Origin of the sequence: Leuconostoc inhae (genome assembly GCF_019656015.1) — a bacterium.
GTDB lineage: Bacteria > Bacillota > Bacilli > Lactobacillales > Lactobacillaceae > Leuconostoc > Leuconostoc inhae_A.
This window is the reverse complement of the sequence record NZ_BPKW01000014.1, coordinates 1-23,065: the sequence shown is the minus strand read 5'-3', so window position 1 is coordinate 23,065 and position 23,065 is coordinate 1. Positions and strand designations below refer to the sequence as shown.

Genomic DNA, 23,065 nt, shown 5'->3' with positions numbered 1-23,065 from the left:
GTATGATAGCGTTAGTAACAGGATAAATAAAAGGAGCATATGATGAAAATTTTAATGTACAATGGTGTGGATAAAGAGGCGTCTTACGTTAAGACATGGGCGGCTAAGACAGGACATGAGGTTGTGACGGTATTTGAACCATTATCGGTAGATAATGTTGATAAGGCACAGGGATTTGACGCTGTCACGACACAACAAACAACTGATGTGCCAGCACCTATCTATCAAAAGCTTGCTAGTTATGGCATTAAGCAAATTGCTTTACGCCAAGTTGGGTATGATGTGTTTGATTTGCCAGCTGCTTTTAGTAATCATATTCGTTTGTCAAATGTCGCTGCGTACTCGCCCCGTGCGATTGCCGAATATACATTAACACAATTATTTAATATCCTACGTAACAATAAAAAGTTTGATCGTGCCATGGCCACTGGAGACTATACATGGGCTGCGGGTGGCCAAGCGCGCGAGATTTATCAATTAACGGTTGCAGTGATTGGTGTTGGTCGGATTGGCACAGCATTTGCACAGATGTTGCATGCATTGGGTGCCAAGGTTCTTGCTGTGGATCCGGTGTACCATGCTCAAAATGAAGCGTTTGTGGAATATACAACGTTAGATGATGCCTTATCGCGTGCGAATGTGATTAGTTTTCACACACCATTAAATGCTGAAACGCAAGGATTAGCAGACCAAGAATTTTTTGCCAAGGTTCAGCCAGGGACGATTATGCTTAATATGGCCCGCGGCGGTATTGTGGACATGGATGCCTTGGAGTCAGCTTTGTTATCTGGTCAACTTTATGGTGCTGCGTTTGATGTAGCGCCAAACGAAAATGAGTTTATGGACCAAAAGCAGACAGTAGCGGAATTACCGGAAAATATCCAACGTCTCGTTCAATTAGATAATTTTTACTTATCACCACATATTGCATTTTACACAAATACGGCTATCAAAAATATGGTTGAAATTGCACTAGATGATGCGGTTACCATGGCAAATGGTGGACACACTGAAAATGAAATTTTGAGGTAAAAAAATGAAAATTGGCTTTATTGGGACTGGCGTCATGGGCACGGGAATTGTTAATAATTTCTTGCATGCGGGTCACCAAGTGACGGTCTATAATCGGACACAATCCAAGGCAGATAACGTTATTTCTCATGGCGCTATTTGGGCTGATACGCCAGCCGATGTTGCGCGTGCCTCAGACATCACTTTTACGATGGTTGGTTATCCAAAAGATGTTGAAGATGTTTGGACACGAGCAGATGGTGTTTTTGCTGGTGCTAAAAGTGGTGATATTTTAGTTGATATGACAACATCGACACCGAAATTAGCAGAACAATTGGCTCAAAAAGGTGAAAAATTAGGCTTTCAAGTGTTAGATGCGCCTGTTTCAGGTGGTGATATTGGCGCTAAAAATGGCACGTTATCTATCATGGTTGGTGGGTCAGCCACAACTTTTGAACAAATTTTGCCAGTTCTTCAATCTGTTGGGAAACAAATTGTTCTGGCGGGCGCAGCTGGCAAAGGGCAACACATGAAAATGAGTAACAATATTGGTGTTGCAGCCACTGTCATTACAATGGCAGAATCTATGGTCTACGCAAAATCGGCAGGTCTAAATATGACCGATGCTTACAATGTGTGGCGTAGCGGTGCAGCAGGCTCATGGTCTGTTACAAATTATATGCCACGTGTGATGAACGGTGATTTTGCTGCCGGATTTTATGCTAAGCATTTGTTAAAAGACCTTCGTATCGCACTTGATGCGGCAGCTGACATGCAGATTGATTTGCCAGGTGCAAAATTAGCAGAACAATTATTTGCTAAACTAAGTCAAGAACACGGGGATGAAGGTGTGCAAGCGATTGTTAAGTTGTGGTCAGAATTCCAATAACGTGTTAATTGTTTCACGTGAAACAATTTTGAAATACTAGTTATAGTTCTCATTATTGAACAGGAGATGACATGAACCGACAAGATCTTATTCAGTTAGTTAATGCTTGCACTGATTCATTTGAAGATTATCCGTTTAATAACAAGCAACGTCATGAAACAATCGTTTGGACTGTCATGAAACAAAAAAGTAATCACAAAATGATTGCATTGATTTTTGAGAAAAACGACGAATTAATGATTGATCTCAAACTAAGACCAGAACACGGTGAAATGATGCGTGAGTATAAAGGTGTTTTTCCGGGGTATCATATGAATAAAGCGCATTGGAATACAGTTACTGTTAATGATACCGACATTTCTCAAGCTGAGCTGATTGAAATGATTAGGGAAAGTGATGTATTAACATCGTAGACACGATATTTTGGAAGTAGCCGTCATTTGAATTGTTAAGCAACGTTTTGATTAACAAATAAACATATCAAGCCGATCAAGGGAATTTTAAATGACAGAAATAAAGCAACCAACAACTGGGCAGCATAATAGTCATATAAAAGTACGATTAGTGATTTATTTGAGTTATATTGTACAAGGATTTGCACTAATTATCTTAGCACAGACTGTTCAACAATTGAGTACGTTGTGGCAGAGCTCGATTGCAAGCACTACTGCTGTTGTTTCGGCGATTGGTATTGGAAAACTTATCGCTTATCCAATTTTAGGCGAACTATCTGATCATTTAGAGCGTAAAAAGCTACTTAGTATAGGGGCCATGACCTATATTTTGTTTTTTACATTATTGCCATTAACACACACCATTTTTTTGGCGATTATTGTTACAACTTTGGCAGGATTGGCTAATGCAGCCTTGGATGCAGTTGCATATCCAACATTATTAGAGATTAATCACGGTAAATCGAGTGGTAATGTGTTAATAAAAGCTATGATTTCATTGGGTGAAGGGTTACTGCCTATTATATTGGTAACAATGCTTAATCAAAATATTTGGTTTGGTTGGTTATATTGGCTAGCAACTGCGATCTTAATTGTAAATCTTGGTATCATGCTGTCTATTAAATCTGACAAATTTTATACGTTAAAATCTCAAGTCATGTCAAAAGTGAGTCAAAATAACATCAAATGGCAGTGGGATATCACAAAAATAATTTTCTTGATTTATGGCTTTAGTTCGATGTGGTTAATGATACATTTTACACAATGGGTCACACGATACTTTCATGTTGTGCAATCATTTACGACGGTTAATTCTCATTTGCTGATGACATTTTATAGTATTGGGTCGTTAGTTGGTGTGGGCGTATTGTTCTTAATTACGAATCAAAGATGGGTACGCGAAGCGACATTACTTGTCGTAACAGCTGTTGGGACAATAATAGGGCTGGCTGTCGTTGTTTCAAGTCGAGAGATGTGGCTTGCTAGTTTAGGTTGCTTTATTTTTGGTATTTCTGCTGCAGGTGGGTCACTACAGTTAGGATTGAGCCAATTAATTGGGCGCAACTCACAATTTGCCGGTCGACTCACAGGCCTTTATTTTTTCTTTGGTAGTGTGGCATTTTTCTTAATGCCAATCATTACCGGATTGTTTGCTACGAAACACCTAACGAGTATAATGTCCAGTCTATTTATTATTGCTGGTTTGAATTTGATTATTGTTGTATTTAATGTGTTTCACGAACGTAGTAAATGATTTATTTTGATCGTTTCAACAAATAAAACCCTGCTACTTGTACATTATGTTCAAGTAGCAGGGTTTTATTGGCTTAAAAATGTTTATTAGTTACTAAACACTTGCTTTGCCACGGCAATAGCATTTAAAACTCTTGGAAAGCCGATGTAGGGTAAACAATGAATAAACATTTCAACAATCTCATCACGTGTCACGCCAACATTTACGGCGCCTTGAATATGAATGCTAAGTTGACTTGCTGTGTCGCCTTGGGTGAGCAATACCGCCAGGGTAATCATTTCTCGTTGTTTCATATCTAAAATTTTTCGTTTATCAGCCTCATCAAATGCCAATAAGGTTTTTTGATTCAAAAGCGGTGCGATGTCTGCTAAACTATCTGAAACAAGTTGACTCGCTTCTTTGCCAATGACTGATTCGCGTATTTTTAAACCATTTTCGTAGTTATCCATAATATGTTCTCCTGTTTTCATATGATAAAATAAGTATAAACTATCAAGTAAACTTTATAGCAAGAGGAAATGATGATCAAAACTTATAAAATATCAGAAGTTGCTTTCATAACAGGGTTGTCAATCCCAACTTTACGTTATTATGAAACATTAGGCCTGTTAAAACCAGTGCGGCAAGCAAATAATTATCGTGTATTTACAGACAAGGAGTTAAATTGGATTGATTTTATTAAACGCGCCAAAGCGACCGGTATGCCCCTGGTTAAAATTATGACATATGCTAAATTACGTGAGCAAGGACATGAAACAATTAAAGAAAGAATCGCCATTTTAGAACAACAAGAGCAGATACTTCATGAAGAACAGGCGAAAATACAAGGACATATTGATTTTTTACAAAAGAAAAAGCAGTATTATGCACAAATCACTGCTAAAAACGAGGCGTAATACAATTAGGTTGGTATAATTTGAAATGAAGTCATATTAATATATGAAAAAATAATTGTATGGTTGTCACATAGTAGTCGCTGAAAGGTGATGGTTTATTTGTTAGTGTCACTTCCAAAAAAAATGGCATAATGTCAGGTCACGAAGTAAACTATGATTATTATGGTCCGTTAGTACTCATGATATCGTTATTGATATTTGTTGTTTTATTGATTAAAAGTATTAAAGAGTAATCAATAAAAAACAACCCACGTATTTAGCCGTACAAGGTTGTTTTTCACTATTGATTAACATGTGCGGTTATCTCAAGACAACCAGGGCATCTATTACTAGTAGGTGCTTTTCTTATGCACTAATTATAGCATATATAGATATAATTGATGCACAATTTGTGTTACAGAATTATTTTCGGTGTGCATTTGTCTTGAACTTAGTAACGACATTCAAGTATAATGATGAATATGTTAGATAATAAAAAACAAAATCAAATTGATAATGATCAAATTTTGGTGTTTAAAGCCCTGTCAGATCCCGTAAGACTTAAAATAATTAAATATTTAAAACAATTAAACCATGAGGTATCGTGTGGGGAGGTTGGGAAAGCCATTAATATTAGCAAAACTTCAGGTTCATATCATTTCAAATTATTAGAGTTGGCAGGATTAATCAACACAAGAAGGGAGGCAAGGGAAAAATATGTCACGCTTAATGAGCAAACATTTGATAAATATGTGACTAATTTTTACAAAAGCATGTAAATAACAGTATTATTAAAAAAAAATCATTAATATCATCTATGCATAATAAAAAATGATGTGATAACACATCATTTTTTATTATGCTTCTTTTTTTTAATACTTTGATTGGTACGTGCCTTGTTATATTTTTTTTAGTATGCTAGTATTAAATTGTTCAAAATATATTGAACTGTTCAACAAAGTTTGAACAAAATATTCTATAATCGAAAAACAAGTGTTAAGGGAGAAAAAATGGAAAATAAACAATTTAACTCGAAATGGATATTAATCTTAACATCGGTAGGCTTTTTTATGTCCATGATGGATTCAATGATTATAACAACTGCGTCAACTGCCATTCGAACAGATTTCCACATCTCGGTAAGCCAACTACAATGGGCTTTAAATGCTTATAACATTACAATTGCAGCGGTACTTTTGGTTGGCGTCTCTTTAGGCGAACGTATAGGGCGAAGACACATTTATAATATTGGTATGTTTATTTTTACCGTAGGATCAATTTTCTGTGCACTGTCTAATAACATTACTATGCTTATTATCTCGCGTATCGTTGAAGGAGTTGGTGCATCGGTCATGACACCCATGTCAATGGCAATTTTAACAAATGCTATACCGGCATCCAAAAGAGGGAAAGCATTAGGAATTTGGAGTGGTATTGGTGGATTGGCGCTCATTGTTGGTCCGTCGTTGGGTGGACTGATTGTTGCTACACTGGCCTGGCAATGGATTTTCTGGATTAATGTACCAGTTGGTGTTATTGCTATTTACTTGTCACATAAACTGTTACCGGAGAGTACTGGAAACAGTGAAAGAATTAATCCTTTAGATGCCATTTTAATTATATTGTCATCAGCAGGTATTCTCTGGGCACTTTCAGAGATGACCTCGGCAAGTTTAGCAGTTACGACAATTATTCTTGGTGGCGTTAGTCTATTATTGGGTGTCTGGTTTGTTTTGCGACAAAAAATCGAAACTAATCCTATGATTCCTTTGCAATATTTTAAATCAATGACCTTTACTGGTGGTAATGTTGCTACGTTTTTGTTATATGCAGCAATGTATGGCGTCGTCTTTTTTCTACCGCAATTTTTACAAGTAGTTGGTAAGGTAGATTCATTGCATGCTGGATTAGAAATTCTACCGTGGACAGGCACCTTAGTCATTGTCGCACCTTTTGCAGGCAAAGCAGTTGATAAATTTGGAGAGAAGTCTATTGCAACTATGGGATTGATTTTTCAAGGGGTCGGCTATTTATTTATTAATTTTTTTGTTACAGCTAGTAGTTCATACGCTGTGATGGTTATCCCATTGGCACTTGCTGGTGTGGGACTTTCTATGGCTGGACCAGCACTACAAAAAGCAGTGTTAGGGGCAGTTGATCCAATAGCCATTGGTAAAGCATCAGGCGTGTATAATGTATTTCGCCTATTAGGCGGTGCTGTCGGAACTACCCTTGCTGTTATAGTGTTTTATAAGTTTGGGAGCATTGTTAATGTGGGTCTATTTACAAATGGTTTTCGGGCAGCTATGCTATGTGCGGCAGGGTTTTCAATGTTAGGTATCATTTTTTCATTGCAAATTAAAAACGTCAGTCAATAAGTAGTGTTTGTAGAAAGCTGTTTTCTCACAAATTAATCGGATATGCTAAGTTTACATAAATTTCGCGAACGTTTGTTCTAAGTTCCCATTTAGACTATACTAAATGGTGTAAGTAAATTGTAGTGACACCAAATGTTTAATTTTTGAGAGCCACTGCAAACTAATAACTTTTTAATAGGGGCGTTTTTTATGAAACAAGCAATTTTTTAAATGTTAGATGACTATGCGGATTGGGAAGGTGCGCATCTTTCAAGTATGTTGAACGCAGAATCAGATTGGGACGTCAAAACTGCCTCCGTTAAAAAAGAAGTTGTTTCGATTGGTGGTTTCAAAACATTAGTTGATTATCAATTAGAACAAATACCTATTAACGGTGATCTTTTGATATTAATTGGTGGTAATTCTTGGTCTCTCGAAAATAACAGCTTAAGGCAATTAATTGCTGAAAGATTAGCGAATAATAAACCGGTAGGTGCAATATGTGGAGCGGTCGATTACCTAGCTAAAAATGGTTTACTGACACATTTTAAACACACTGGTAATGCGCAATATCTATGGCAAAATTTTGACCAATATCAAAATAAAAATGATTTTATTGAAAAACAAGTAGTAAGAGATCAAAATTTAGTAACGGCGAACGGGACTGCATCATTAGAATTCACCCAAGCAGTATTAAAAATGATTTGTTTTAAGAATAGTGCACAAATAGATAAAAATATTGATTTATATAAAATAGGTTTTTATCAATATTGTGCTAAGTATGGGAATCCATTTAATTGAATTTTAGAATCAAGTATGCAGCTGGCTATTTATACAATGTTTATAATCATTATGATTGCTGGCATCATTCGCACATGTGCAGGAATTATGGCTAAATTATCGCCCTTAGGGAAAGAAAAGTAAAACAATTTAGAGGCTATTATTCTAAATTGTTTTTTTGTGGTAAGCTTTTAGCAGGCTATTAATTAAGTAGTTGAAATTGTTACTGGTAACTTAAGAATTCTAAGATGTTACAAGTAATCACAGGGGAGAAAATGATGACAAAATATAAGAAAATTTTAATACCAGTTGCACTTGTGTTGCTCATATGTTTAATAGGGTATGTTCATGCTAGCACTAGCAAAGGGGTAACTAAAACTGTTGGGGATGCAACAAAAAGCACCATTACACCGACCCTCTTTTTTCACGGATATGGTAGTAGTTACAAAGCTGAGCAACAGATGACCCATTATTTGGTGGAAAAGGGCGATTCAAATACCGTTATTAGAGCCAATGTCTCTAAAAACGGCACGGTGACACTCAGTGGTGTGATTGATAAAAAAGCAAAAAATCCTTTAGTTGAAGTGAATTATGAAAACAATAGAAATACGAATTATCATCAAGATGGGCAATGGATGAAAAATGTCATTGTTGCGCTACAAAAGCAGTATGAGATTAAGGAATTTAATGCGGTTGGTCATTCCATGGGCAATATGTCGATTGTCTTTTATGTATTAGATCATTCAAGTAATGATAAATTACCTAAACTAGCAAAGCAAGTTAATATTGCAGGGCATTTCAATGGTATTTTAAGAATGGATGATAAAGCGAATCAAATGGTGTTGGATAGCCAAGGCAAACCACAAAAAATGAATGCTACTTATCAGGAATTACTGAAACTAAGGACAAGTTATCCTAAAAACCAAGTCAGTGTTCTAAATATATTTGGTGATAAAAACGATGGTAGCCATTCTGACGGTTCAGTCAGTAATGCGTCGTCACAATCATTGCGTTATCTGATTTCTGGTCGTACGAAGTCTTATAAAGAGTTAAAAATCACTGGAAAAGGTGCGCAACATAGCAAGTTACATGAAAACAAGGTCGTAGATCGCGCATTGAATCGTTTTCTTTTTGAATAATTAACAACATAAGAACAGGCTGAAATTTTCAGCCTGTTTTTTGTTTGCGTTATGAGTCAGGTATGTTTTTTTGTGAAGTCAGTAGGGTGTAGACTACGAAACACGATGCAATCGTTTAATACGCTTCAAAAACATTTACAAATTTCAAGCTAAGCATTTACAAACACTTGTTATAGTTGACGTGTTAACAAATATAGTGTCATCGATGCAGAACGAAAGAGGCTAGCAAATATGTCAATTGAATTGCAACATTTGAAAAAGACGTATGAAAATGGAGAAGAGGTACTAACAGATATTAATACGACAATTGCAGATGGGCAATTTTATATATTAGTGGGTGCATCTGGGTCAGGTAAAAGCACGATTTTAAATGCGATTGCAGGATTTATTCCGATAGATGAGGGGACGATCACGATTAATGGGAAAGATGTCACGAGACTACCGCCAAAAGATAGAAACTTATCAATGGTTTTTCAAAATTATGCATTAATGCCTAATCTAACAGTATCTGAAAATATAATATTTGGCTTAACAGCACGACACACAGCTAAAGCCTTGAGACAAAAAAAGCTGCAAGAAGTACTAGACTTAGTGCATTTAGAAGGCTACAAAAATAAAAAACCAGGGAACTTATCAGGTGGTCAAAGGCAGCGTGTATCCTTAGCCCGGGCACTTGTATCGGATGCCAAAATCATACTGATGGACGAACCGTTATCTAATTTGGATGCCAAATTACGTGCAGAAATGCGTAAAGAAATCCGACTATTACAACAACAACTTGGCATTACAGTGATTTATGTCACACACGATCAAACTGAAGTAATGACAATGGGTGACCAGGTCATGCTACTCAATAAAGGAAAAATCGAGCAAATAGGGTCACCACTTGAGCTTTACAATGTACCCACCAATACATTTGTCGCTGATTTCTTTGGTTCGCCAGCAATTAATCTCATTGATGTCAATATTGAAAATGATATTCTGAAAATGAAAAATGGCATAGCGATGCCATTTAATTGGGAACACATTAATGGCACATTTAAACTCGGTGTGCGACCAGAAAATATTGTGATGACACGATCTGGGAAAATGTCAGGAACGATTGTTCATATTGAACCTTTAGGTGATGGGACAAACCTAGAAATTAACCTTGGTCTAGATGCGACCTTTAGAGTGAAAGTGAATGAGCAAATTCATTTGGTGGTTGGCGATGCGGTTAATTTTGATATTTTATTGGATAAAGTATTATTATTCACACAAGATGGCCAATTAATCAAAGTGGGACAGTCTGAACTAGTAGCTGTTAGCGGGCAATTGGCTTGAAGAATATGACAAAAACGCAAACAGCGCATCAAAATTTATTAGCACTTTTATTACTGTTACCATCGCTTATTATTCTAGGTATTTTTGTTTTTTATCCGATGATTAAAACATTTTACCTCAGTACACAGTTAACTGATCTTGTCGGAAACCCGATTAAATTTATTGGCTTAAAAAATTTTGCCAATTTGATACGATCAGATAGCTTCATCACCTCATTTACAATTACGTTGATTTTTGTTTTGTTTTCTACAGTGCTGACCTTATTTATTTCTTATATCATGGCTATTACGGCTAGTCAAAAAATGAAGGGGATCGCAATTTTTAGAACCATGTTTTCATCCACGATGGGCGTATCAGTTACGGTGGCCTCCATTTTATGGCTATTCATGTTTAATCCTCAAATTGGTTTATTTAGTAAAATACTGACAATATTGCATTTGCCGCAAATTAATTGGTTATCTGATCCGACTTGGTCACTAGTCGCAATCATTGGCACAACAGTCTGGATGAATCTTGGTTTTGCATTTTTAGTCTTGCTAGGCGCCATTCAAGCAATTCCACAAGATTTATACCAAGTTGCTGATTTAGATGGTGCCTCTTGGTGGTTAAGATTACGAAAAATAACGCTGCCTGCCACGCGGCCCACTATTTTTTTCGTCACTGTTGTGACTTTGATTAATGCTTTTCAGACGTTTGGGCAGGTTGATATCTTAACTTCAGGTGGACCGGATTATCATACTAATCTACTTGTGTATGCCATTTATCAAGATGCGTTTGTTAATCACAGTGTTGGTCGTGCGAGTGCGCAATCGGTTATTTTAACGCTAATTATCATGTTGTTCACGATGATTCAATTTTATGTGAAAAACAAGAGAGAAGGTCGCAATGCAAAATAGTCGTCTTCAAAAAAATTGCCGTTTTGTATTATTGTTGATAGTCGCAATACTATTGTTATTACCGTTATTTTTAGGTATATCGTTGAGCTTGTCATCCAGTCAGTCAATTGCGCAAGGTAATCTTTTACCACGGCACTTAGAATTTGGTAATTATATCAAGGTATTCACTAACACGCCAATGGCTAGTTTTTTGCTACACAGTCTGATTGTATCCGGTATGGTGATGGTTGGCCAAATAGCACTGTCGATTATGGCTGCTTATGCGTTTGTATTTTTGAATTTCAGATTTAAAAAGACGCTATTCATTTTATTTTTAAGCACCATGATGTTGCCATTTGAAGCACAAATAATTCCTAATTTCGCGACTATTCGTGACCTAAATTTACTAAATACTTATGCCTCAATCGGCTTGCCATTTTTGGCTTCGGCATTTGGTACGTTCATGATGAAGACCAGTTTTGAACAAGTGCCGATTGAACTCAAACATCTAAGTGACATTGAGGGATTAAATCACTGGCAGTTTGCGACGCGTGTTGTTATGCCTTATACCAAAGTAAATATTATTACCTTTGCTTTATACAGCTTTTTAACGAACTGGAATATGTATTTATGGCCACTCATTGCAACAACGAATGACAATGTTAGAACCGTACAAATTGGTTTGCGACAATTACGTTCGCAAGACACTGCAAGCAATTGGGGCCTCATTATGGCCGCTACGATAGTTTCAGTTATACCAACACTATTGATCATTTTCTTGGGTCAAAAATACTTTAAAAATGGCCTAACAAACGGTGTTATTAAATAATGATGACACATTATACAAACGGGAGAATATCACATGTTTAGAAATACAACGAAGTATGTGGCACTGGCAACAATTGGTTTGGGAGCAGTGTTGCCACTAACGCAAGTTCATGCTGCTGATACTAAACGTCAAAATATTGTGTTTTGGCATTCGATGACAGGCCAGAACGCACAGGCTATTGATCGTGTTGTTAATGATTATAATGCCTCACAAACGAAATATAAAGTGATACCTGAGTTTCAGGGGCAATATGTTGAAGCATTACCAAAATTTCTTTCAGTAGGTGGCACGAGTAAAGCGCCTGATTTATTTCAATCAAACGAAATTTCGACAAAACAATTATCAACATCAGGCATGATTGAGCCGATGCAAACGCTCATAAAAAAATATAACTTCAGTACAAAAAATTTGCGTAAAAATATTTTAAACTACTATACAATTAATGGTAAATTATATTCTATGCCTTTCAACTCGAGTGCACCAGTCCTATATTATAATAAAGACGCCTTTAAAGATGCTGGCATTGCTGACTTACCTACAAGTCCCACATACGAACAGGTAACCGATGCTGCCAAAAAACTAAAGGAAAAGAGTGGTCGTGCAAAGTTGTCGATTCTGCCTTATGGTTGGACTTTTGAAGAGTTACTAGCCAATCAAAATCAGACTTTGGTGAATCATGGCAATGGTCGTAAAAAAACAGCGACTAAAGCAATTTTTGATAATAAAGCTGGTAAGAATATCTTAAATTGGATTAAAACAAATGCTGACGCCGGGACACTGGTTGATTATGGGACGGGTGCTAATGCGGGAGACACAGAATTGTCGGCCTTTACATCTAATCAAATTGACATGTTTATGAATTCATCAGCGTCATTAGGTAACATTAAAAAAGATGCTAAATTTAATGTTGGCGTGACTTACTTGCCTCGTCCTAAAAACGTTAAAGCTAACGGCGTTGTCATTGGCGGTGCTAGCATTTGGCTTTCTAAGGGTAAGTCTACTAAAGCACAGAAGGGATCATTTGATTTTCTAAAATTTGCGACATCAGCTAAAGAACAAGCACAATGGTCCATCGACACGGGTTACTTTGCGATTAATAACAAATCTTATGATACTAAAATTTTGAAAGATGCTTTCAAAAACACACCTATTCTGGCAGCACCAGTTGAGCAATTGAAGGCCACAAAAATTAATGCTGCTAGTGCTGGTGCCTTGATTACATCTATGCCTAAGGAACGTGTGAACACGCAAAATGCAATGGAAAATGTTATCAACGGTAAAGATGTCGATTCTGAACTAAGTAAAGCCGTCAAGCAAACAACGGCTGATATTAAAGATGCTAATGAACAATCTGGGGAATAACGTAAAATGAAGACAACCATTTTTGGACACCGAGGTATTCCTGTAAAATTTGTCGAAAATTCAAGGACCGGATTTGAATATTTAGCTCAAAATGGCGAAGCTGTTGAGTTTGATGTCCATTTAACTCAGGACAATGTACCTGTGATCATGCACGATGAACAATTAGATCGCACAACGAACAGCACAGGCTATATTAAAAACTTTAATATCAGAGATTTAAAGAAGGTTCAGCTGATTAATGATAGTAACAGACATCAGCAACTTGTCAGTCAACATGAGAGTATCCCAACGTTAGAAGAAGTTTTTGAAATTTTTAACCATACTAATATTTTTTTAAATGTTGAGTTAAAAACAGATTATTTATCATATCCTGGCATCGAAAAAATCGTATTAAATTTGCTTAAAAAATACGATTTAAGTCGGCGAGTTGTATTGTCATCGTTTAATATATTCACATTACAACGTTTATATCAACTAGATCATACTCAAAATTTGGCATTTTTAAGCAGTAATAAGATTAATAAACCACAGCAATTTATGACGGATAATCATTTAAAAGCCTTGCATTTAGATCGCACAGTTAGGTCAGAAGCGCCTGTTTTTCAACGTATTTGGACGGTTAATTCTGAAAGTGACATGAATATGGCATTTCAACAGCATTTAGGTGGTTTATTTACAGATGATTTTGAGAAGGCGAAAAATTTGCGGGATGGTGATTTAAGTCAAAAAATATGATCCGATTCACGATGCTGAAAATGTAAAATTAATATTGTCGCAATATATTAAGTTAACATGATAGATAAACTGACTGTTATGTCCTGAAATAAATTTTTTTAATGGCAGTTAATCAGTGAGTATCATGTAATCGTCATTTTTTAAGAAAATCTGATAATATCACACGATAGTTTTAACTTATAATAAGTTTGTTACAAAATCTCCCTTGATTTTGTGTTCTGTACTTACAGTTGAAAAGCACAACTCTTCCCTGAAGTTGTGCTTTTTTTCATATCAAAAAAACTAAAAGATATCGATTTTTACTGTATTTAACTTAGGTGACTATAAAATATTTGATTATTGTTTAGAATTGTTCTAAAATAGAATAGAAGATGAATAGCTATTGTCATATAAAAAGATAATAGCTATCCACTTGTTGCTAATTGCGAATGAACAAGGAGGAATAGCAGTGTTAAAAACAAAAATTATTATTGTTGGTGCGTCACATGGTGGCCATCAGTCTATTTTGGAGTTAACGCGTCAGTATCAAAACATTGATATTAAATTATTTGAAGCTGGCGACTTTATCTCATTCATGTCATGCGGCATGGAACTTTATCTCGAAAACAGTGTTACGGATGTGAATGATGTACGTAATTTTCGGCCTGAAGATGTTGAAAAACTTGGGGCAGAAATTTATAATAACCATGAAGTCACGGCAATTAATTCAGACAATAAAACCGTTACGGTTAAAGATGTGACAACAGGTAACGCCAAAAATTACGACTATGACAAGTTAATTCTTAGTTCAGGTGTCACGCCTAATCATTTACCAGTACCAGGCAATGAGTTAGAGAACGTCTATCTCATGCGTGGTAAAGATTGGGCAACAAAGATAAAAGCTAAATTGGAAGATCCCACAGTTAAAAATATAACGGTTGTAGGTGCAGGATATATCGGCGTTGAGGCTGTTGAAGCGAGTGTCAAGGCTGGGAAACATGTGACCTTAATTGATATGATTGATCGACCTTTAGGTAATTATTTGGATTCAGATATGACGCATCTTATCAGTCAAAAATTACTTGATAAAGGTGTCACGGTAGTCACTGATGTTCAGATTGAACGTTACGAAGGCGATACAGATAATCAAGTGGTTTCAGTTCAGACGAATGAAGGCGAATATCCAAGTGATTTGGTGATTCAAGCTGCGGGAATCAAACCAAATACGGATTGGTTAAAAGGCACAATTGATTTAGATGAGCAGGGTTGGATTAAGACAGATGAGTACCTTAAAACTAACGTACCAGATGTTTATGCTGTTGGGGATGCCGTTCTAGCTTACTCGATTCCAGCGCAAACTAAAATGCCCATTGCTTTGGCTTCAGTTGTTCGTCGTGAGGCGCGCTATATAGCTGCTCATTTATTTGAAAAGACACCTGCAGTACCATTTAGTGGCGTTGTTGGTTCTTCAGCGTTGAGCGTCTTTGATTATCATTTTGCCACTGCTGGCTTAAATACGACAACTGCTAAAAAAGTTGGTGTGACAATCAAAACAGCCTTTTATCAGGATACATTGCGCCCTGATTATGTGCCAAATCAGATGGGTAATCCCAATGTTTATGTTAGTCTAGCTTATGATCCACAAACACATCGTCTATTAGGTGGGGCAGTTCTTTCAACGCACGATATCACAGCCCAAGGGAATGTTTTATCTCTAGCCATTCAACAAAAAATTTCTTTGGAGGATTTGGCGCAAGCTGATTTCTTTTTCCAACCAGGTTTTGACAGACAGTGGAGTTTATTGAATTTAGCTGCACAACATGCACTTGGTGAGCCACGTTTTTAAGTATTGGGCATAAATGCTAAAAACGACTCTTTCTGAAATATGTTTCAGAAAGAGTCGTTTTTTTAGTGTAATAGTACTTGAAAATTACTGAGGGACAATAGTTAGTTAGAAAGCAGTTGCAATCACTTGAGAACCGCTACCTAACGTATATGCTTGACGATAAGTCGTTGGCATATCAATAATTGTGGCAATGACTTCCGCCACATCTTCACGTGAAATCATTAAGTGCCCCAAGTTTGTTTGACCATCAGTTACAAGGGCAATATGACCCGTTCCAGGTTTATTTTGCAAGGCACCTGGGCGTAAAATTGTATACTCTAAGTGTGATTGTATCAATAGTTTATCCGCATAATATTTAGCAATCATGTAGGGTTTGATACCTGTTTGATCCCAGGCGCTACGATCATTACTAGCTGCTGAGCTCACTAAGATAAACCGTTTGATGCCAGCTAATTGTGCGGCTTCCATGGCTTTAACAGCGCCATCTAAATCAATCATCAAGGTTGCATCATCACCAGTATTACCACCAGAACCGGCTGAAAAAATGATTGAATCAACGTTTGCGGCCTTAAATTGTTTAGCCATTGTTTCGGGTAATACCGTTAAATCAAACAATTCAGGTATCAATGAATTGTTCTCAGAAAAATCTGTTATTTGGTTTAAATCTCTTAAACCTGCATGAACTGTGATGCCTTTGTTGATTAGTTTTGGTACGAGTTGTTGGCCGATTTGACCGTGCGCGCCGATTAAAAAAGTTGCTGCCATAGTGAAACCTCTTTCTATGATTTTGACTTCATGCTAACACGTTAAAAGATGTTTGTACACCATCATTAGTCAAAATAACGTGACAATGGCTAGCTTTTTTTGGCGTATAATTAAAATATCAAGTCGTTAGGTGTATTGTGCATGGTTATTTAGGAGATAATTAACATGAGAATTAAGAGAATTTTATTTTTCGATTTAGATGGGACGTTATGTCCGAATCAAGATATGCAAGTTTCACCAGAATTGATTCCTTTATTTCAAGAATTTAAAAATGAAGGAACGTTACCAGTGATTGCCAGCGGCCGTAGTTTCTATGAAGTTGAGCCATTGTTAGAGCAATTACAAGTTGACTCTTTTATTTTATCTAATGGTTGTTATGTTGTATCTCAAGGACAGGTCGTACAAGATTATCAAATGCCTACTGAGCTTATTCAATCAATCTTACATGTAGCTGGCGAGCACCAGCATGATGTGGGCTTTTTTAATCAGTCAGAGTACGCTGTGACCGGTATGAATGCTGTGACACAAAGCCATATGACTACCATGCATTTAGCACACACGCGCATTGACCCACTTTTTTACCAAAATCACACGACTAATTTTTTAAACATTTATTTAAATGAGACACAAGAGCAGATATATCATGATTTGTTTAATAAGCAGCTTAATATTATACGTTATGCGCCTTTAGCAATTGATATTTTGCCACGAGGCATTTCCAAATCACAAGCCATTGAAAAAATGATTATAAATAATAACTTGTCAGATATACCAACCTATGCTTTTGGCGATCAAAATAATGATTTATCAATGTTTGAGACAGTTGATTATGGCGTTGCTATGAAAGATGCGATACCCGAACTAAAAAAAGTTGCTGCGTATACAGCAACAACAAATTATGGTGTTTTGGAAGGTTTGAAACACTTTAATATTATTTAATGGTTTGTTTTGGTAAACTATTTGTCAGCTAAAGTAATTCGCTTATGTAACATTGCTGCTGTTGGGGCAACGTTAACCAATAAATCCGCTAAATCATAAATACTAACTTGACTTTCACCTTGAGCATTATAAAGGACATAGTCGCCACCGATATTATAATTATACTTCGGTGTTTTGTCGTTCAAATTGACTGCTGGGCTAACAAATGTCCAGTCGAAAGAATGATCATTAATTAGTTTCTCATAAAGTTCATAGGCACCGCGCACCATGTTTTGAAATGATTCATCCGCGTCCACAAACAATTGCCGGTTTGTTTTGCGGTCAAACAAGCTACCAGCACCGCCAACAATAATGACACGCTTTGCTAATTTTTGTGCGAGTGTGTTAATAGCATGTGCACCTCTAATGAAATCAGCGTAAAGATTTGGATTCTGCCAACCAGAATTGAAGGTAGAAATAATGAGATCAGTGTCTTTAATTTTATGAGCTAGACCGTCAACATCATTGATATCATGATGAATAACAGTTAAATTTTCGTGACTATCAAACACGCCATTTCGTGAAACAGCGTAAACTTGATGATGATTTTTTAATGCCGCTTGAACAGTGGCTTTGCCGACAAAACCACTTGCGCCAATAATTGTTATTTTCATAAGAACCACCTTAAAATAATTTATTTGTTTTACTTTAAGTAAGTATATACTGTTTTAAGTTTGCTTACAAATTTATGTTTTCTTGACATTAAATGAATGATCATTTATTATTAAAGCATGAGGAAAATTGACACGAAAAAACAACAAGCTATTCAACAAGCTGTGTATGATCTTGTAGATGCAGATGGATTAACTAATTTGAGTATGAGTAAAATCGCTGAAAACGCACATGTCAGTCCAGCAACGATCTACATTTATTACGCTGATAAAAAGGATTTATTGTCGCAAATGTATATGTCTGTTAAGTCATCACTGGATCAAGGTTTGACAGAAACATTAGACCAAGGCATTGACGTGACTAGTAAGCTCAAGTTGGCATTACTGCACTTTGCTAAATATTATGAAAAGCATCCTAAAGAAATTTTATTTATGTGGACAATGTTACATAATTCTACGGAAGTCAGTGACGAAGCAAATGAATTTTGTCGTCAGCGTGCGGCCGTTGTTGTCGAGCTAATTAGCACTGCGATTCGAGAAGAATTATTGATTACAAGTGATATCTTGGAATTACAGGCGTTAACTTTTGGCAGTTTATCAGATTATCTACAAAATGGTGGTGCAAATGTGGCAGTGTTTGTTGATCACATTGTTGATCGCTTGATTTACTAATTGGTTTTTAGTTATTATTTAAAAGTGAACGTTCATTTAATAGATAAAGGAGTAACACGAATGGAAAAAGTAGTTTTAATTACTGGTGCATCAAATGGCATGGGGTTTGAAGCGGCAAAGATATTTGCGGCAAACAATTGGATTGTCTACGCAGGGGCACGTCGACTAGAAAAAATGGCACCTTTAGAAAACAGTGGGGTCAAAACGTCAATCTTAGATGTGACGGATCATCAATCTAATGTTGATTTTGTCGCACGTGCCTTAAAGGAGCAAGGGCACATTGATGTATTGATTAATAATGCCGGTTATGGTGAATATGGCCCGCTTGAAGAAGTTTCGTTAGATACTGCGAGAAAACAACTCGATACAAATTTATTCGGGGCCGCTGATTTAGCACAACTTGTGTTGCCTAGTATGCGTCAGCAACAATCAGGTCGCATTGTTAATATCTCTAGTATCGGTGCAAATATGTATACCCCTTTGGGTGGCTGGTACCATGTGACTAAGTTTGGTTTGAGTGTTTGGAGCGATGTGTTAGATGCTGAAATGAAACCATTTGGTGTGCGGTCAGTCGTGGTTCAACCAGGATTGACTAAGTCATCGTGGAGTGATATTGCGTTTACTAATGCCAGAAATAATCTGAAACCAAACTCGCCTTACGAAAAATTAATTGGTAAAGTCAGCCAATTCTTTAAGCGTGCCAGTTCTGGTGCAACGTCGGCTGATTTAGCGAAGGTATTTTATCGTGCAGCAACAGACGTGAAGCCTAAACAACGTTATTTCAATTCAATAGCAGATCGTCTAACGGTTTATATTGCACGTAATCATCCTAAAATTTGGCGTGCGATCGTCGATCGTATTGTTAAATAATAGATAAAATTAAAAAGCTACGCATCGGTATATTAACGATGCGTAGCCTTTTTGATGTATCAAGCGATGCGCTACAATTTTTTGTGCGCAGATCATAATGCTTTTTAATTTTCTTTTCTAATTTCAAAACGTTCTTGACCACTAAACCAGTTGGCGTGCTTGAGTATCATTTATCTGACGACGTCTTCATCAAAAAATGGCGAATGGGTTGCTGTTCTAGATGTCCAGTTACCAACTTTAAGGTGGGCGTGCCCACGATCAACTGGTGACACGACAGCATATTCACGAGCATCAGGTGTACCACTCAAATCATTGACATCCTTAGCGGTACCTTTTCTTAGTGGTGTGTTGAGATAGAACTCTGTTTCTGATTTATCGTTGACATGCGTTGTGTTTAATGTGAATGGCTCAGATACTTGACCATATTTATTAGCAATTTTAATGGCTTCTTCTTCGGTAATGTCTTGCGTAGCTTTTGTGTCCGCGTCTACTATTGACGCAGGAATGTTGAATAGATATGGTGCGTCGGCTTGCCCATCAGATGCAACGGTAATCATACCGTACTTTGGGGTGGCTCTAATAATCGTTAAATTATAAGTCTTGTCATTGTGTTTTAAGCTGATTTTCCAGCTATTATCGTTAGGCACAATGCTAATTAAAGTTGAATTGTTTAAGTTGGGGACTGATGCGGCAACGTCTAAAATACTATTTTCATCAAGTAATTGCGTTATTGGTGTGATGTGACCGAATGCACCACCCAGACCACCAGTTTGTATAACGATATGATAATCAGTACCGCTAGCTACCAAAACACGTTCTTTTGGCGCACTACTGCTACTACTTACTTGTTCTGTTATTGCACTACTTGTTGTTGATGATTTTGCTTTTTTTGAAGTCGCGCTGGTGGCTTTTTTAGTTGTTACAGCGCTGCTTGCCTGCTGGCTTTTATTGTCTTGATGTCCAGAGTAAAATGTAACACCTGCGATAACCGCTACGCCAACAGTGCCAGCAGATAGTGTCGTATACAATGTTTTAGTTTTCATATGTGATTCCTTTTGTGTTGTTTGTGTATTAAAGAACGGACCGAGGCTATCACTCGTGATAGCTAGGATCAACGGTTGTGGTTTCTTTTCCGTCTGTGTCCAACATATATTTCCCAGTATACGCGTGGCTGCCTGACTTTGAATCAGGTTTAAGTGGTTCACTGTTATCATTTGATTTTGGAACAGTACCCAGGTCACTAGTTGATTCACTGGGCTGAGACTGTGGTGTTTCAATTTGTTGTGATTGTGTATGGCTTTTCTGTGTTAGTCCAATACCACCTACTAAAATTAAGATGGCAGCAATGCCGCCAACCAATTTAGGCTTTTGCTTGATTAGCTTCTGCAACGTGTTCACGATATCTTTCAATGTCATTTTAAAATCTCCCATGTTCTCCTTATTATTAAAGCCTACTATTAAAAGTAGATTTTTGGTTCACATTATTTTTGAGGTAAGCCGCAAAGTTATATGATATCATATAAGAGGCGTTTATTACAAGAACAATAGACTGTAATAAACGCCTCTTATAAATCTAGCCACTAGTTTGGATTTTAAGAAGAAAAAAGGAGAAAAGAATTATAAAAGAAACAGTAGTTTCAATGGCGGTTATTTCAGGAGCAGGTTTGGTTCTTATTGGGATGACTACATCTACAGTGTAAGCAGCTATGAATTCACAATAAAAGAATATATAGGGATTGAGGGAGAAAAATATGGAACAGATAAAAAATCATTATAAAATGTATAAAAAAGGAAAACATATATTATTTCTATGCGTTATGACGAGTTCCGCTAGTATGGCATTACTAGGTGGATTAGGAACGGTGCAAGCCGATATTTCGAATTCTAATAATACTGAAATTAAAGTATTTAGTAGTGGGGGAACCACCAGTAGCCCATCTGCAAGTGACGATTTAACCGACAGCAGTGTCAGCCACCCAACTGCGAATGACGATTTAACCGACAATAGTGTCAGTAGTCCAAATGCAAACGGCGATTTAACCGACAGTAATATTAGTCGCCCATCTGAAAATGACGATTTGACAAACAGTAGTGTCAGCCGCCCAACTACAAATGACGATTTAACCGACAGCAGTGTCAGCCACCCAACTACAAATGACGATTTAACCGACAATAGTGTCAGCCACCCAACTGCGAATGACGATTTAACCGACAATAGTGTCAGTAGTCCAAATGCAAACGGCGATGTAATCGACAGTAATAGTAGTAACCTAAATACAAACGGCGATTTAACCGACAGTAATATTAGTCGCCCATCTGAAAATGACGATTTGACAAACAGTAGTGTCAGCCACCCAACTGCAAGTGACGATTTAACCGACAGTAGTGTCAGCCACCCAACTGCAAGTGACGATTTAACCGACAGTAGTGTCAGTCGCCCAACTGCAAGTGACGATTTAACCGACAGTAGTGTCAGTCGCCCAACTACAAATGACGATCTAACCGACAGTAGTGTCAGTAGTCCAAATGCAAACGGCGATTTAACCGACAGTAACATTAGTAGCCCAACTACAAATGACGATCTAATCGACAGTAGTGTCAGTCGCCATGTTAATCAAAATAAACTAACTAATAGTGTCAGTCAGCAAAATATTATAGATAAAATTAATAAATTAATGAACCAAGCCAATTGGTATTCTGTTAACGCTAATGAACTCGATGAATATGTATTTTTGAGAAATGACGTTAATTATAAGATTAATTTGAATGCACCAAACTCTTCAGACAATTTAATGGTAGCAAATCATGTAATAGATATAACATCGAATACAGATAACACATATAGTTATACGAGAGGGAGCGCCCAGACATCTGGATTTGGTTACATTGATACAACACCAGTAGAGATAGACAGCACAGGAACTGATGAAGATTACAGTGTATCTAAAAATAATAATTTTATTTTAGTGAAACATTCATTTGAAAGTAGCAGTATCCAGGTATCAGAGAAATTATTAGTCAACGATTCTGGATATATTGTTCATAAAGTGTCATTCAAAAACATGAGTGACACACAGTTAGAACCTAGACAGTATTATGCACTGCTAGATACTATGTTAAATGATAATGATTATATTCCAATATATAAAGATAATCACGCTGGTGCATTTATTTCTGATGATGATATTTTGCTTTACACTAACATGATTTCGAATGGTAATTCTTATGCATTAGACTGGCAAAATAGAAGTAGCCAAAACTCAGATGTCTTAATTGATGATTCTAATAATCAAGCTGTAATAGTAAACAATAAATTGTTGAATCAAGATGTTAAAGTTATCAAAGAGAATGTAGATACAGCGATTAGATATGTCACACCAACTATTGGATCTACGTCAATAAATCGGACACGCATTCTACTTTGATTTGCTATTTTTGTTCAAAGGCCACTGGGGTTAAATA

At 36.7% G+C, this 23,065-nt stretch carries 24 protein-coding genes; 19 read left to right on the top strand and 5 right to left on the bottom strand.

Features of this window, described 5'->3' with window-relative positions:
• Positions 1–42: 42 nt before the first annotated feature.
• From K5Q14_RS08160 to K5Q14_RS08145, 4 genes are all read left to right on the top strand, one after another.
• A complete protein-coding gene (locus tag K5Q14_RS08160) occupies positions 43–1,032 on the top strand; it encodes a D-2-hydroxyacid dehydrogenase (protein ID WP_220735324.1) in 990 nt (329 codons plus the stop codon).
• 4 nt (positions 1,033–1,036) lie between these two features.
• Positions 1,037–1,900, top strand: a complete 864-nt coding sequence (locus K5Q14_RS08155; protein ID WP_220735303.1) for an NAD(P)-dependent oxidoreductase — start codon at positions 1,037–1,039, stop codon at positions 1,898–1,900.
• A gap of 71 nt (positions 1,901–1,971) precedes the next feature.
• Positions 1,972–2,313: an MmcQ/YjbR family DNA-binding protein gene (locus K5Q14_RS08150; protein ID WP_220735302.1), complete on the top strand. Its 342-nt coding sequence runs from the start codon at positions 1,972–1,974 to the stop codon at positions 2,311–2,313.
• Positions 2,314–2,404: 91 nt separating this feature from the next.
• Positions 2,405–3,607 (top strand): MFS transporter, encoded by a 1,203-nt coding sequence (locus tag K5Q14_RS08145; protein ID WP_220735301.1) that lies wholly within the window; start codon positions 2,405–2,407, stop codon positions 3,605–3,607.
• Positions 3,608–3,693: 86 nt separating this feature from the next.
• Here K5Q14_RS08145 and K5Q14_RS08140 read toward each other — a convergent pair whose 3' ends face one another.
• The gene (locus K5Q14_RS08140) at positions 3,694–4,056 is read right to left on the bottom strand and encodes a carboxymuconolactone decarboxylase family protein (RefSeq protein ID WP_220735300.1); all 363 of its coding nucleotides are present in this window, start codon (positions 4,054–4,056) and stop codon (positions 3,694–3,696) included.
• Between the two features lie 72 nt (positions 4,057–4,128).
• On the opposite strand from K5Q14_RS08140, the gene K5Q14_RS08135 reads away from it, so the two are divergent.
• The 11 genes from K5Q14_RS08135 to K5Q14_RS08085 all read left to right on the top strand — a co-directional run bounded on the left by K5Q14_RS08135 (position 4,129) and on the right by K5Q14_RS08085 (position 15,707).
• Positions 4,129–4,503, top strand: coding sequence for a MerR family transcriptional regulator (locus K5Q14_RS08135; RefSeq protein ID WP_220735323.1), 375 nt, complete (start codon positions 4,129–4,131; stop codon positions 4,501–4,503).
• A 461-nt stretch (positions 4,504–4,964) separates the two neighbouring features.
• Entirely contained in the window at positions 4,965–5,261 is a 297-nt protein-coding gene (locus K5Q14_RS08130) for an ArsR/SmtB family transcription factor (RefSeq protein ID WP_220735299.1), read from the top strand.
• Between the two features lie 231 nt (positions 5,262–5,492).
• Positions 5,493–6,860 carry an MFS transporter gene (locus tag K5Q14_RS08125; RefSeq protein ID WP_220735298.1) on the top strand — a complete coding sequence of 456 codons (1,368 nt, stop codon included), beginning with the start codon at positions 5,493–5,495 and terminating at the stop codon, positions 6,858–6,860.
• A 210-nt stretch (positions 6,861–7,070) separates the two neighbouring features.
• Positions 7,071–7,640, top strand: coding sequence for a type 1 glutamine amidotransferase family protein (locus K5Q14_RS08120; RefSeq protein WP_246587626.1), 570 nt, complete (start codon positions 7,071–7,073; stop codon positions 7,638–7,640).
• A gap of 254 nt (positions 7,641–7,894) precedes the next feature.
• Positions 7,895–8,758 carry an alpha/beta hydrolase gene (locus K5Q14_RS08115; RefSeq protein ID WP_220735297.1) on the top strand — a complete coding sequence of 288 codons (864 nt, stop codon included), beginning with the start codon at positions 7,895–7,897 and terminating at the stop codon, positions 8,756–8,758.
• Between the two features lie 231 nt (positions 8,759–8,989).
• Positions 8,990–10,081, top strand: a complete 1,092-nt coding sequence (locus tag K5Q14_RS08110) for an ABC transporter ATP-binding protein (RefSeq protein ID WP_220735296.1) — start codon at positions 8,990–8,992, stop codon at positions 10,079–10,081.
• A gap of 5 nt (positions 10,082–10,086) precedes the next feature.
• Positions 10,087–10,977 (top strand): carbohydrate ABC transporter permease, encoded by an 891-nt coding sequence (locus K5Q14_RS08105; RefSeq protein ID WP_220735322.1) that lies wholly within the window; start codon positions 10,087–10,089, stop codon positions 10,975–10,977.
• Positions 10,967–11,785, top strand: a complete 819-nt coding sequence (locus K5Q14_RS08100) for a carbohydrate ABC transporter permease (protein WP_220735295.1) — start codon at positions 10,967–10,969, stop codon at positions 11,783–11,785. Before K5Q14_RS08105 ends, K5Q14_RS08100 begins: the two co-directional genes overlap by 11 nt.
• A gap of 33 nt (positions 11,786–11,818) precedes the next feature.
• On the top strand, positions 11,819–13,147 hold the full coding sequence (locus K5Q14_RS08095) for an ABC transporter substrate-binding protein (protein WP_220735294.1): 1,329 nt from the start codon (positions 11,819–11,821) through the stop codon (positions 13,145–13,147).
• A 6-nt stretch (positions 13,148–13,153) separates the two neighbouring features.
• The gene (locus tag K5Q14_RS08090) at positions 13,154–13,882 is read left to right on the top strand and encodes a glycerophosphodiester phosphodiesterase family protein (protein ID WP_220735293.1); all 729 of its coding nucleotides are present in this window, start codon (positions 13,154–13,156) and stop codon (positions 13,880–13,882) included.
• Between the two features lie 448 nt (positions 13,883–14,330).
• Complete coding sequence (locus K5Q14_RS08085) at positions 14,331–15,707, top strand: FAD-dependent oxidoreductase (protein WP_220735292.1); 1,377 nt, start codon at positions 14,331–14,333, stop codon at positions 15,705–15,707.
• A gap of 105 nt (positions 15,708–15,812) precedes the next feature.
• Here the strand turns inward: K5Q14_RS08085 and K5Q14_RS08080 are convergent, their stop codons facing one another.
• Positions 15,813–16,472, bottom strand: a complete 660-nt coding sequence (locus K5Q14_RS08080) for an SDR family oxidoreductase (protein WP_220735291.1) — start codon at positions 16,470–16,472, stop codon at positions 15,813–15,815.
• 165 nt (positions 16,473–16,637) lie between these two features.
• Here K5Q14_RS08080 and K5Q14_RS08075 point away from each other — a divergent pair, with 165 nt between their 5' ends.
• Positions 16,638–17,411: a Cof-type HAD-IIB family hydrolase gene (locus K5Q14_RS08075; protein ID WP_220735290.1), complete on the top strand. Its 774-nt coding sequence runs from the start codon at positions 16,638–16,640 to the stop codon at positions 17,409–17,411.
• A gap of 17 nt (positions 17,412–17,428) precedes the next feature.
• Here K5Q14_RS08075 and K5Q14_RS08070 read toward each other — a convergent pair whose 3' ends face one another.
• Positions 17,429–18,064 (bottom strand): NAD(P)-dependent oxidoreductase, encoded by a 636-nt coding sequence (locus K5Q14_RS08070; protein ID WP_220735289.1) that lies wholly within the window; start codon positions 18,062–18,064, stop codon positions 17,429–17,431.
• A 117-nt stretch (positions 18,065–18,181) separates the two neighbouring features.
• On the opposite strand from K5Q14_RS08070, the gene K5Q14_RS08065 reads away from it, so the two are divergent.
• Entirely contained in the window at positions 18,182–18,733 is a 552-nt protein-coding gene (locus K5Q14_RS08065) for a TetR/AcrR family transcriptional regulator (protein WP_246587624.1), read from the top strand.
• A gap of 60 nt (positions 18,734–18,793) precedes the next feature.
• Positions 18,794–19,603 (top strand): SDR family NAD(P)-dependent oxidoreductase, encoded by an 810-nt coding sequence (locus K5Q14_RS08060; RefSeq protein ID WP_220735288.1) that lies wholly within the window; start codon positions 18,794–18,796, stop codon positions 19,601–19,603.
• Between the two features lie 170 nt (positions 19,604–19,773).
• Here the strand turns inward: K5Q14_RS08060 and K5Q14_RS08055 are convergent, their stop codons facing one another.
• Both K5Q14_RS08055 and K5Q14_RS08050 read right to left on the bottom strand, forming a co-directional pair.
• The gene (locus K5Q14_RS08055) at positions 19,774–20,646 is read right to left on the bottom strand and encodes a glycerate dehydrogenase (RefSeq protein ID WP_220735287.1); all 873 of its coding nucleotides are present in this window, start codon (positions 20,644–20,646) and stop codon (positions 19,774–19,776) included.
• Positions 20,647–20,695: 49 nt separating this feature from the next.
• A complete protein-coding gene (locus tag K5Q14_RS08050) occupies positions 20,696–21,019 on the bottom strand; it encodes a hypothetical protein (protein ID WP_220735286.1) in 324 nt (107 codons plus the stop codon).
• 335 nt (positions 21,020–21,354) lie between these two features.
• Between K5Q14_RS08050 and K5Q14_RS08045 the strand changes: the two genes are divergently transcribed.
• Positions 21,355–23,028: a KxYKxGKxW signal peptide domain-containing protein gene (locus K5Q14_RS08045; protein WP_220735285.1), complete on the top strand. Its 1,674-nt coding sequence runs from the start codon at positions 21,355–21,357 to the stop codon at positions 23,026–23,028.
• Positions 23,029–23,065: the final 37 nt, after the last annotated feature.

Excerpts from the sequence above, each read along its gene's own strand:
- K5Q14_RS08105 (WP_220735322.1), top strand. The coding sequence starts at position 10,087 with ATGACAAAAACGCAAACAGCGCATCAAAATTTATTAGCACTTTTATTA.
- K5Q14_RS08045 (WP_220735285.1), top strand. The coding sequence starts at position 21,355 with ATGGAACAGATAAAAAATCATTATAAAATGTATAAAAAAGGAAAACAT.
- K5Q14_RS08120 (WP_246587626.1), top strand. The coding sequence starts at position 7,071 with ATGTTAGATGACTATGCGGATTGGGAAGGTGCGCATCTTTCAAGTATG.
- K5Q14_RS08125 (WP_220735298.1), top strand. The coding sequence starts at position 5,493 with ATGGAAAATAAACAATTTAACTCGAAATGGATATTAATCTTAACATCG.
- K5Q14_RS08065 (WP_246587624.1), top strand. The coding sequence starts at position 18,182 with ATGAGGAAAATTGACACGAAAAAACAACAAGCTATTCAACAAGCTGTG.
- K5Q14_RS08135 (WP_220735323.1), top strand. The coding sequence starts at position 4,129 with ATGATCAAAACTTATAAAATATCAGAAGTTGCTTTCATAACAGGGTTG.
- K5Q14_RS08150 (WP_220735302.1), top strand. The coding sequence starts at position 1,972 with ATGAACCGACAAGATCTTATTCAGTTAGTTAATGCTTGCACTGATTCA.
- K5Q14_RS08155 (WP_220735303.1), top strand. The coding sequence starts at position 1,037 with ATGAAAATTGGCTTTATTGGGACTGGCGTCATGGGCACGGGAATTGTT.
- K5Q14_RS08160 (WP_220735324.1), top strand. The coding sequence starts at position 43 with ATGAAAATTTTAATGTACAATGGTGTGGATAAAGAGGCGTCTTACGTT.
- K5Q14_RS08115 (WP_220735297.1), top strand. The coding sequence starts at position 7,895 with ATGATGACAAAATATAAGAAAATTTTAATACCAGTTGCACTTGTGTTG.
- K5Q14_RS08145 (WP_220735301.1), top strand. The coding sequence starts at position 2,405 with ATGACAGAAATAAAGCAACCAACAACTGGGCAGCATAATAGTCATATA.
- K5Q14_RS08050 (WP_220735286.1), bottom strand. The coding sequence starts at position 21,019 with ATGACATTGAAAGATATCGTGAACACGTTGCAGAAGCTAATCAAGCAA.
- K5Q14_RS08055 (WP_220735287.1), bottom strand. The coding sequence starts at position 20,646 with ATGAAAACTAAAACATTGTATACGACACTATCTGCTGGCACTGTTGGC.
- K5Q14_RS08060 (WP_220735288.1), top strand. The coding sequence starts at position 18,794 with ATGGAAAAAGTAGTTTTAATTACTGGTGCATCAAATGGCATGGGGTTT.
- K5Q14_RS08070 (WP_220735289.1), bottom strand. The coding sequence starts at position 18,064 with ATGAAAATAACAATTATTGGCGCAAGTGGTTTTGTCGGCAAAGCCACT.
- K5Q14_RS08095 (WP_220735294.1), top strand. The coding sequence starts at position 11,819 with ATGTTTAGAAATACAACGAAGTATGTGGCACTGGCAACAATTGGTTTG.
- K5Q14_RS08110 (WP_220735296.1), top strand. The coding sequence starts at position 8,990 with ATGTCAATTGAATTGCAACATTTGAAAAAGACGTATGAAAATGGAGAA.
- K5Q14_RS08075 (WP_220735290.1), top strand. The coding sequence starts at position 16,638 with ATGAGAATTAAGAGAATTTTATTTTTCGATTTAGATGGGACGTTATGT.
- K5Q14_RS08130 (WP_220735299.1), top strand. The coding sequence starts at position 4,965 with ATGTTAGATAATAAAAAACAAAATCAAATTGATAATGATCAAATTTTG.
- K5Q14_RS08080 (WP_220735291.1), bottom strand. The coding sequence starts at position 16,472 with ATGGCAGCAACTTTTTTAATCGGCGCGCACGGTCAAATCGGCCAACAA.
- K5Q14_RS08140 (WP_220735300.1), bottom strand. The coding sequence starts at position 4,056 with ATGGATAACTACGAAAATGGTTTAAAAATACGCGAATCAGTCATTGGC.
- K5Q14_RS08100 (WP_220735295.1), top strand. The coding sequence starts at position 10,967 with ATGCAAAATAGTCGTCTTCAAAAAAATTGCCGTTTTGTATTATTGTTG.
- K5Q14_RS08090 (WP_220735293.1), top strand. The coding sequence starts at position 13,154 with ATGAAGACAACCATTTTTGGACACCGAGGTATTCCTGTAAAATTTGTC.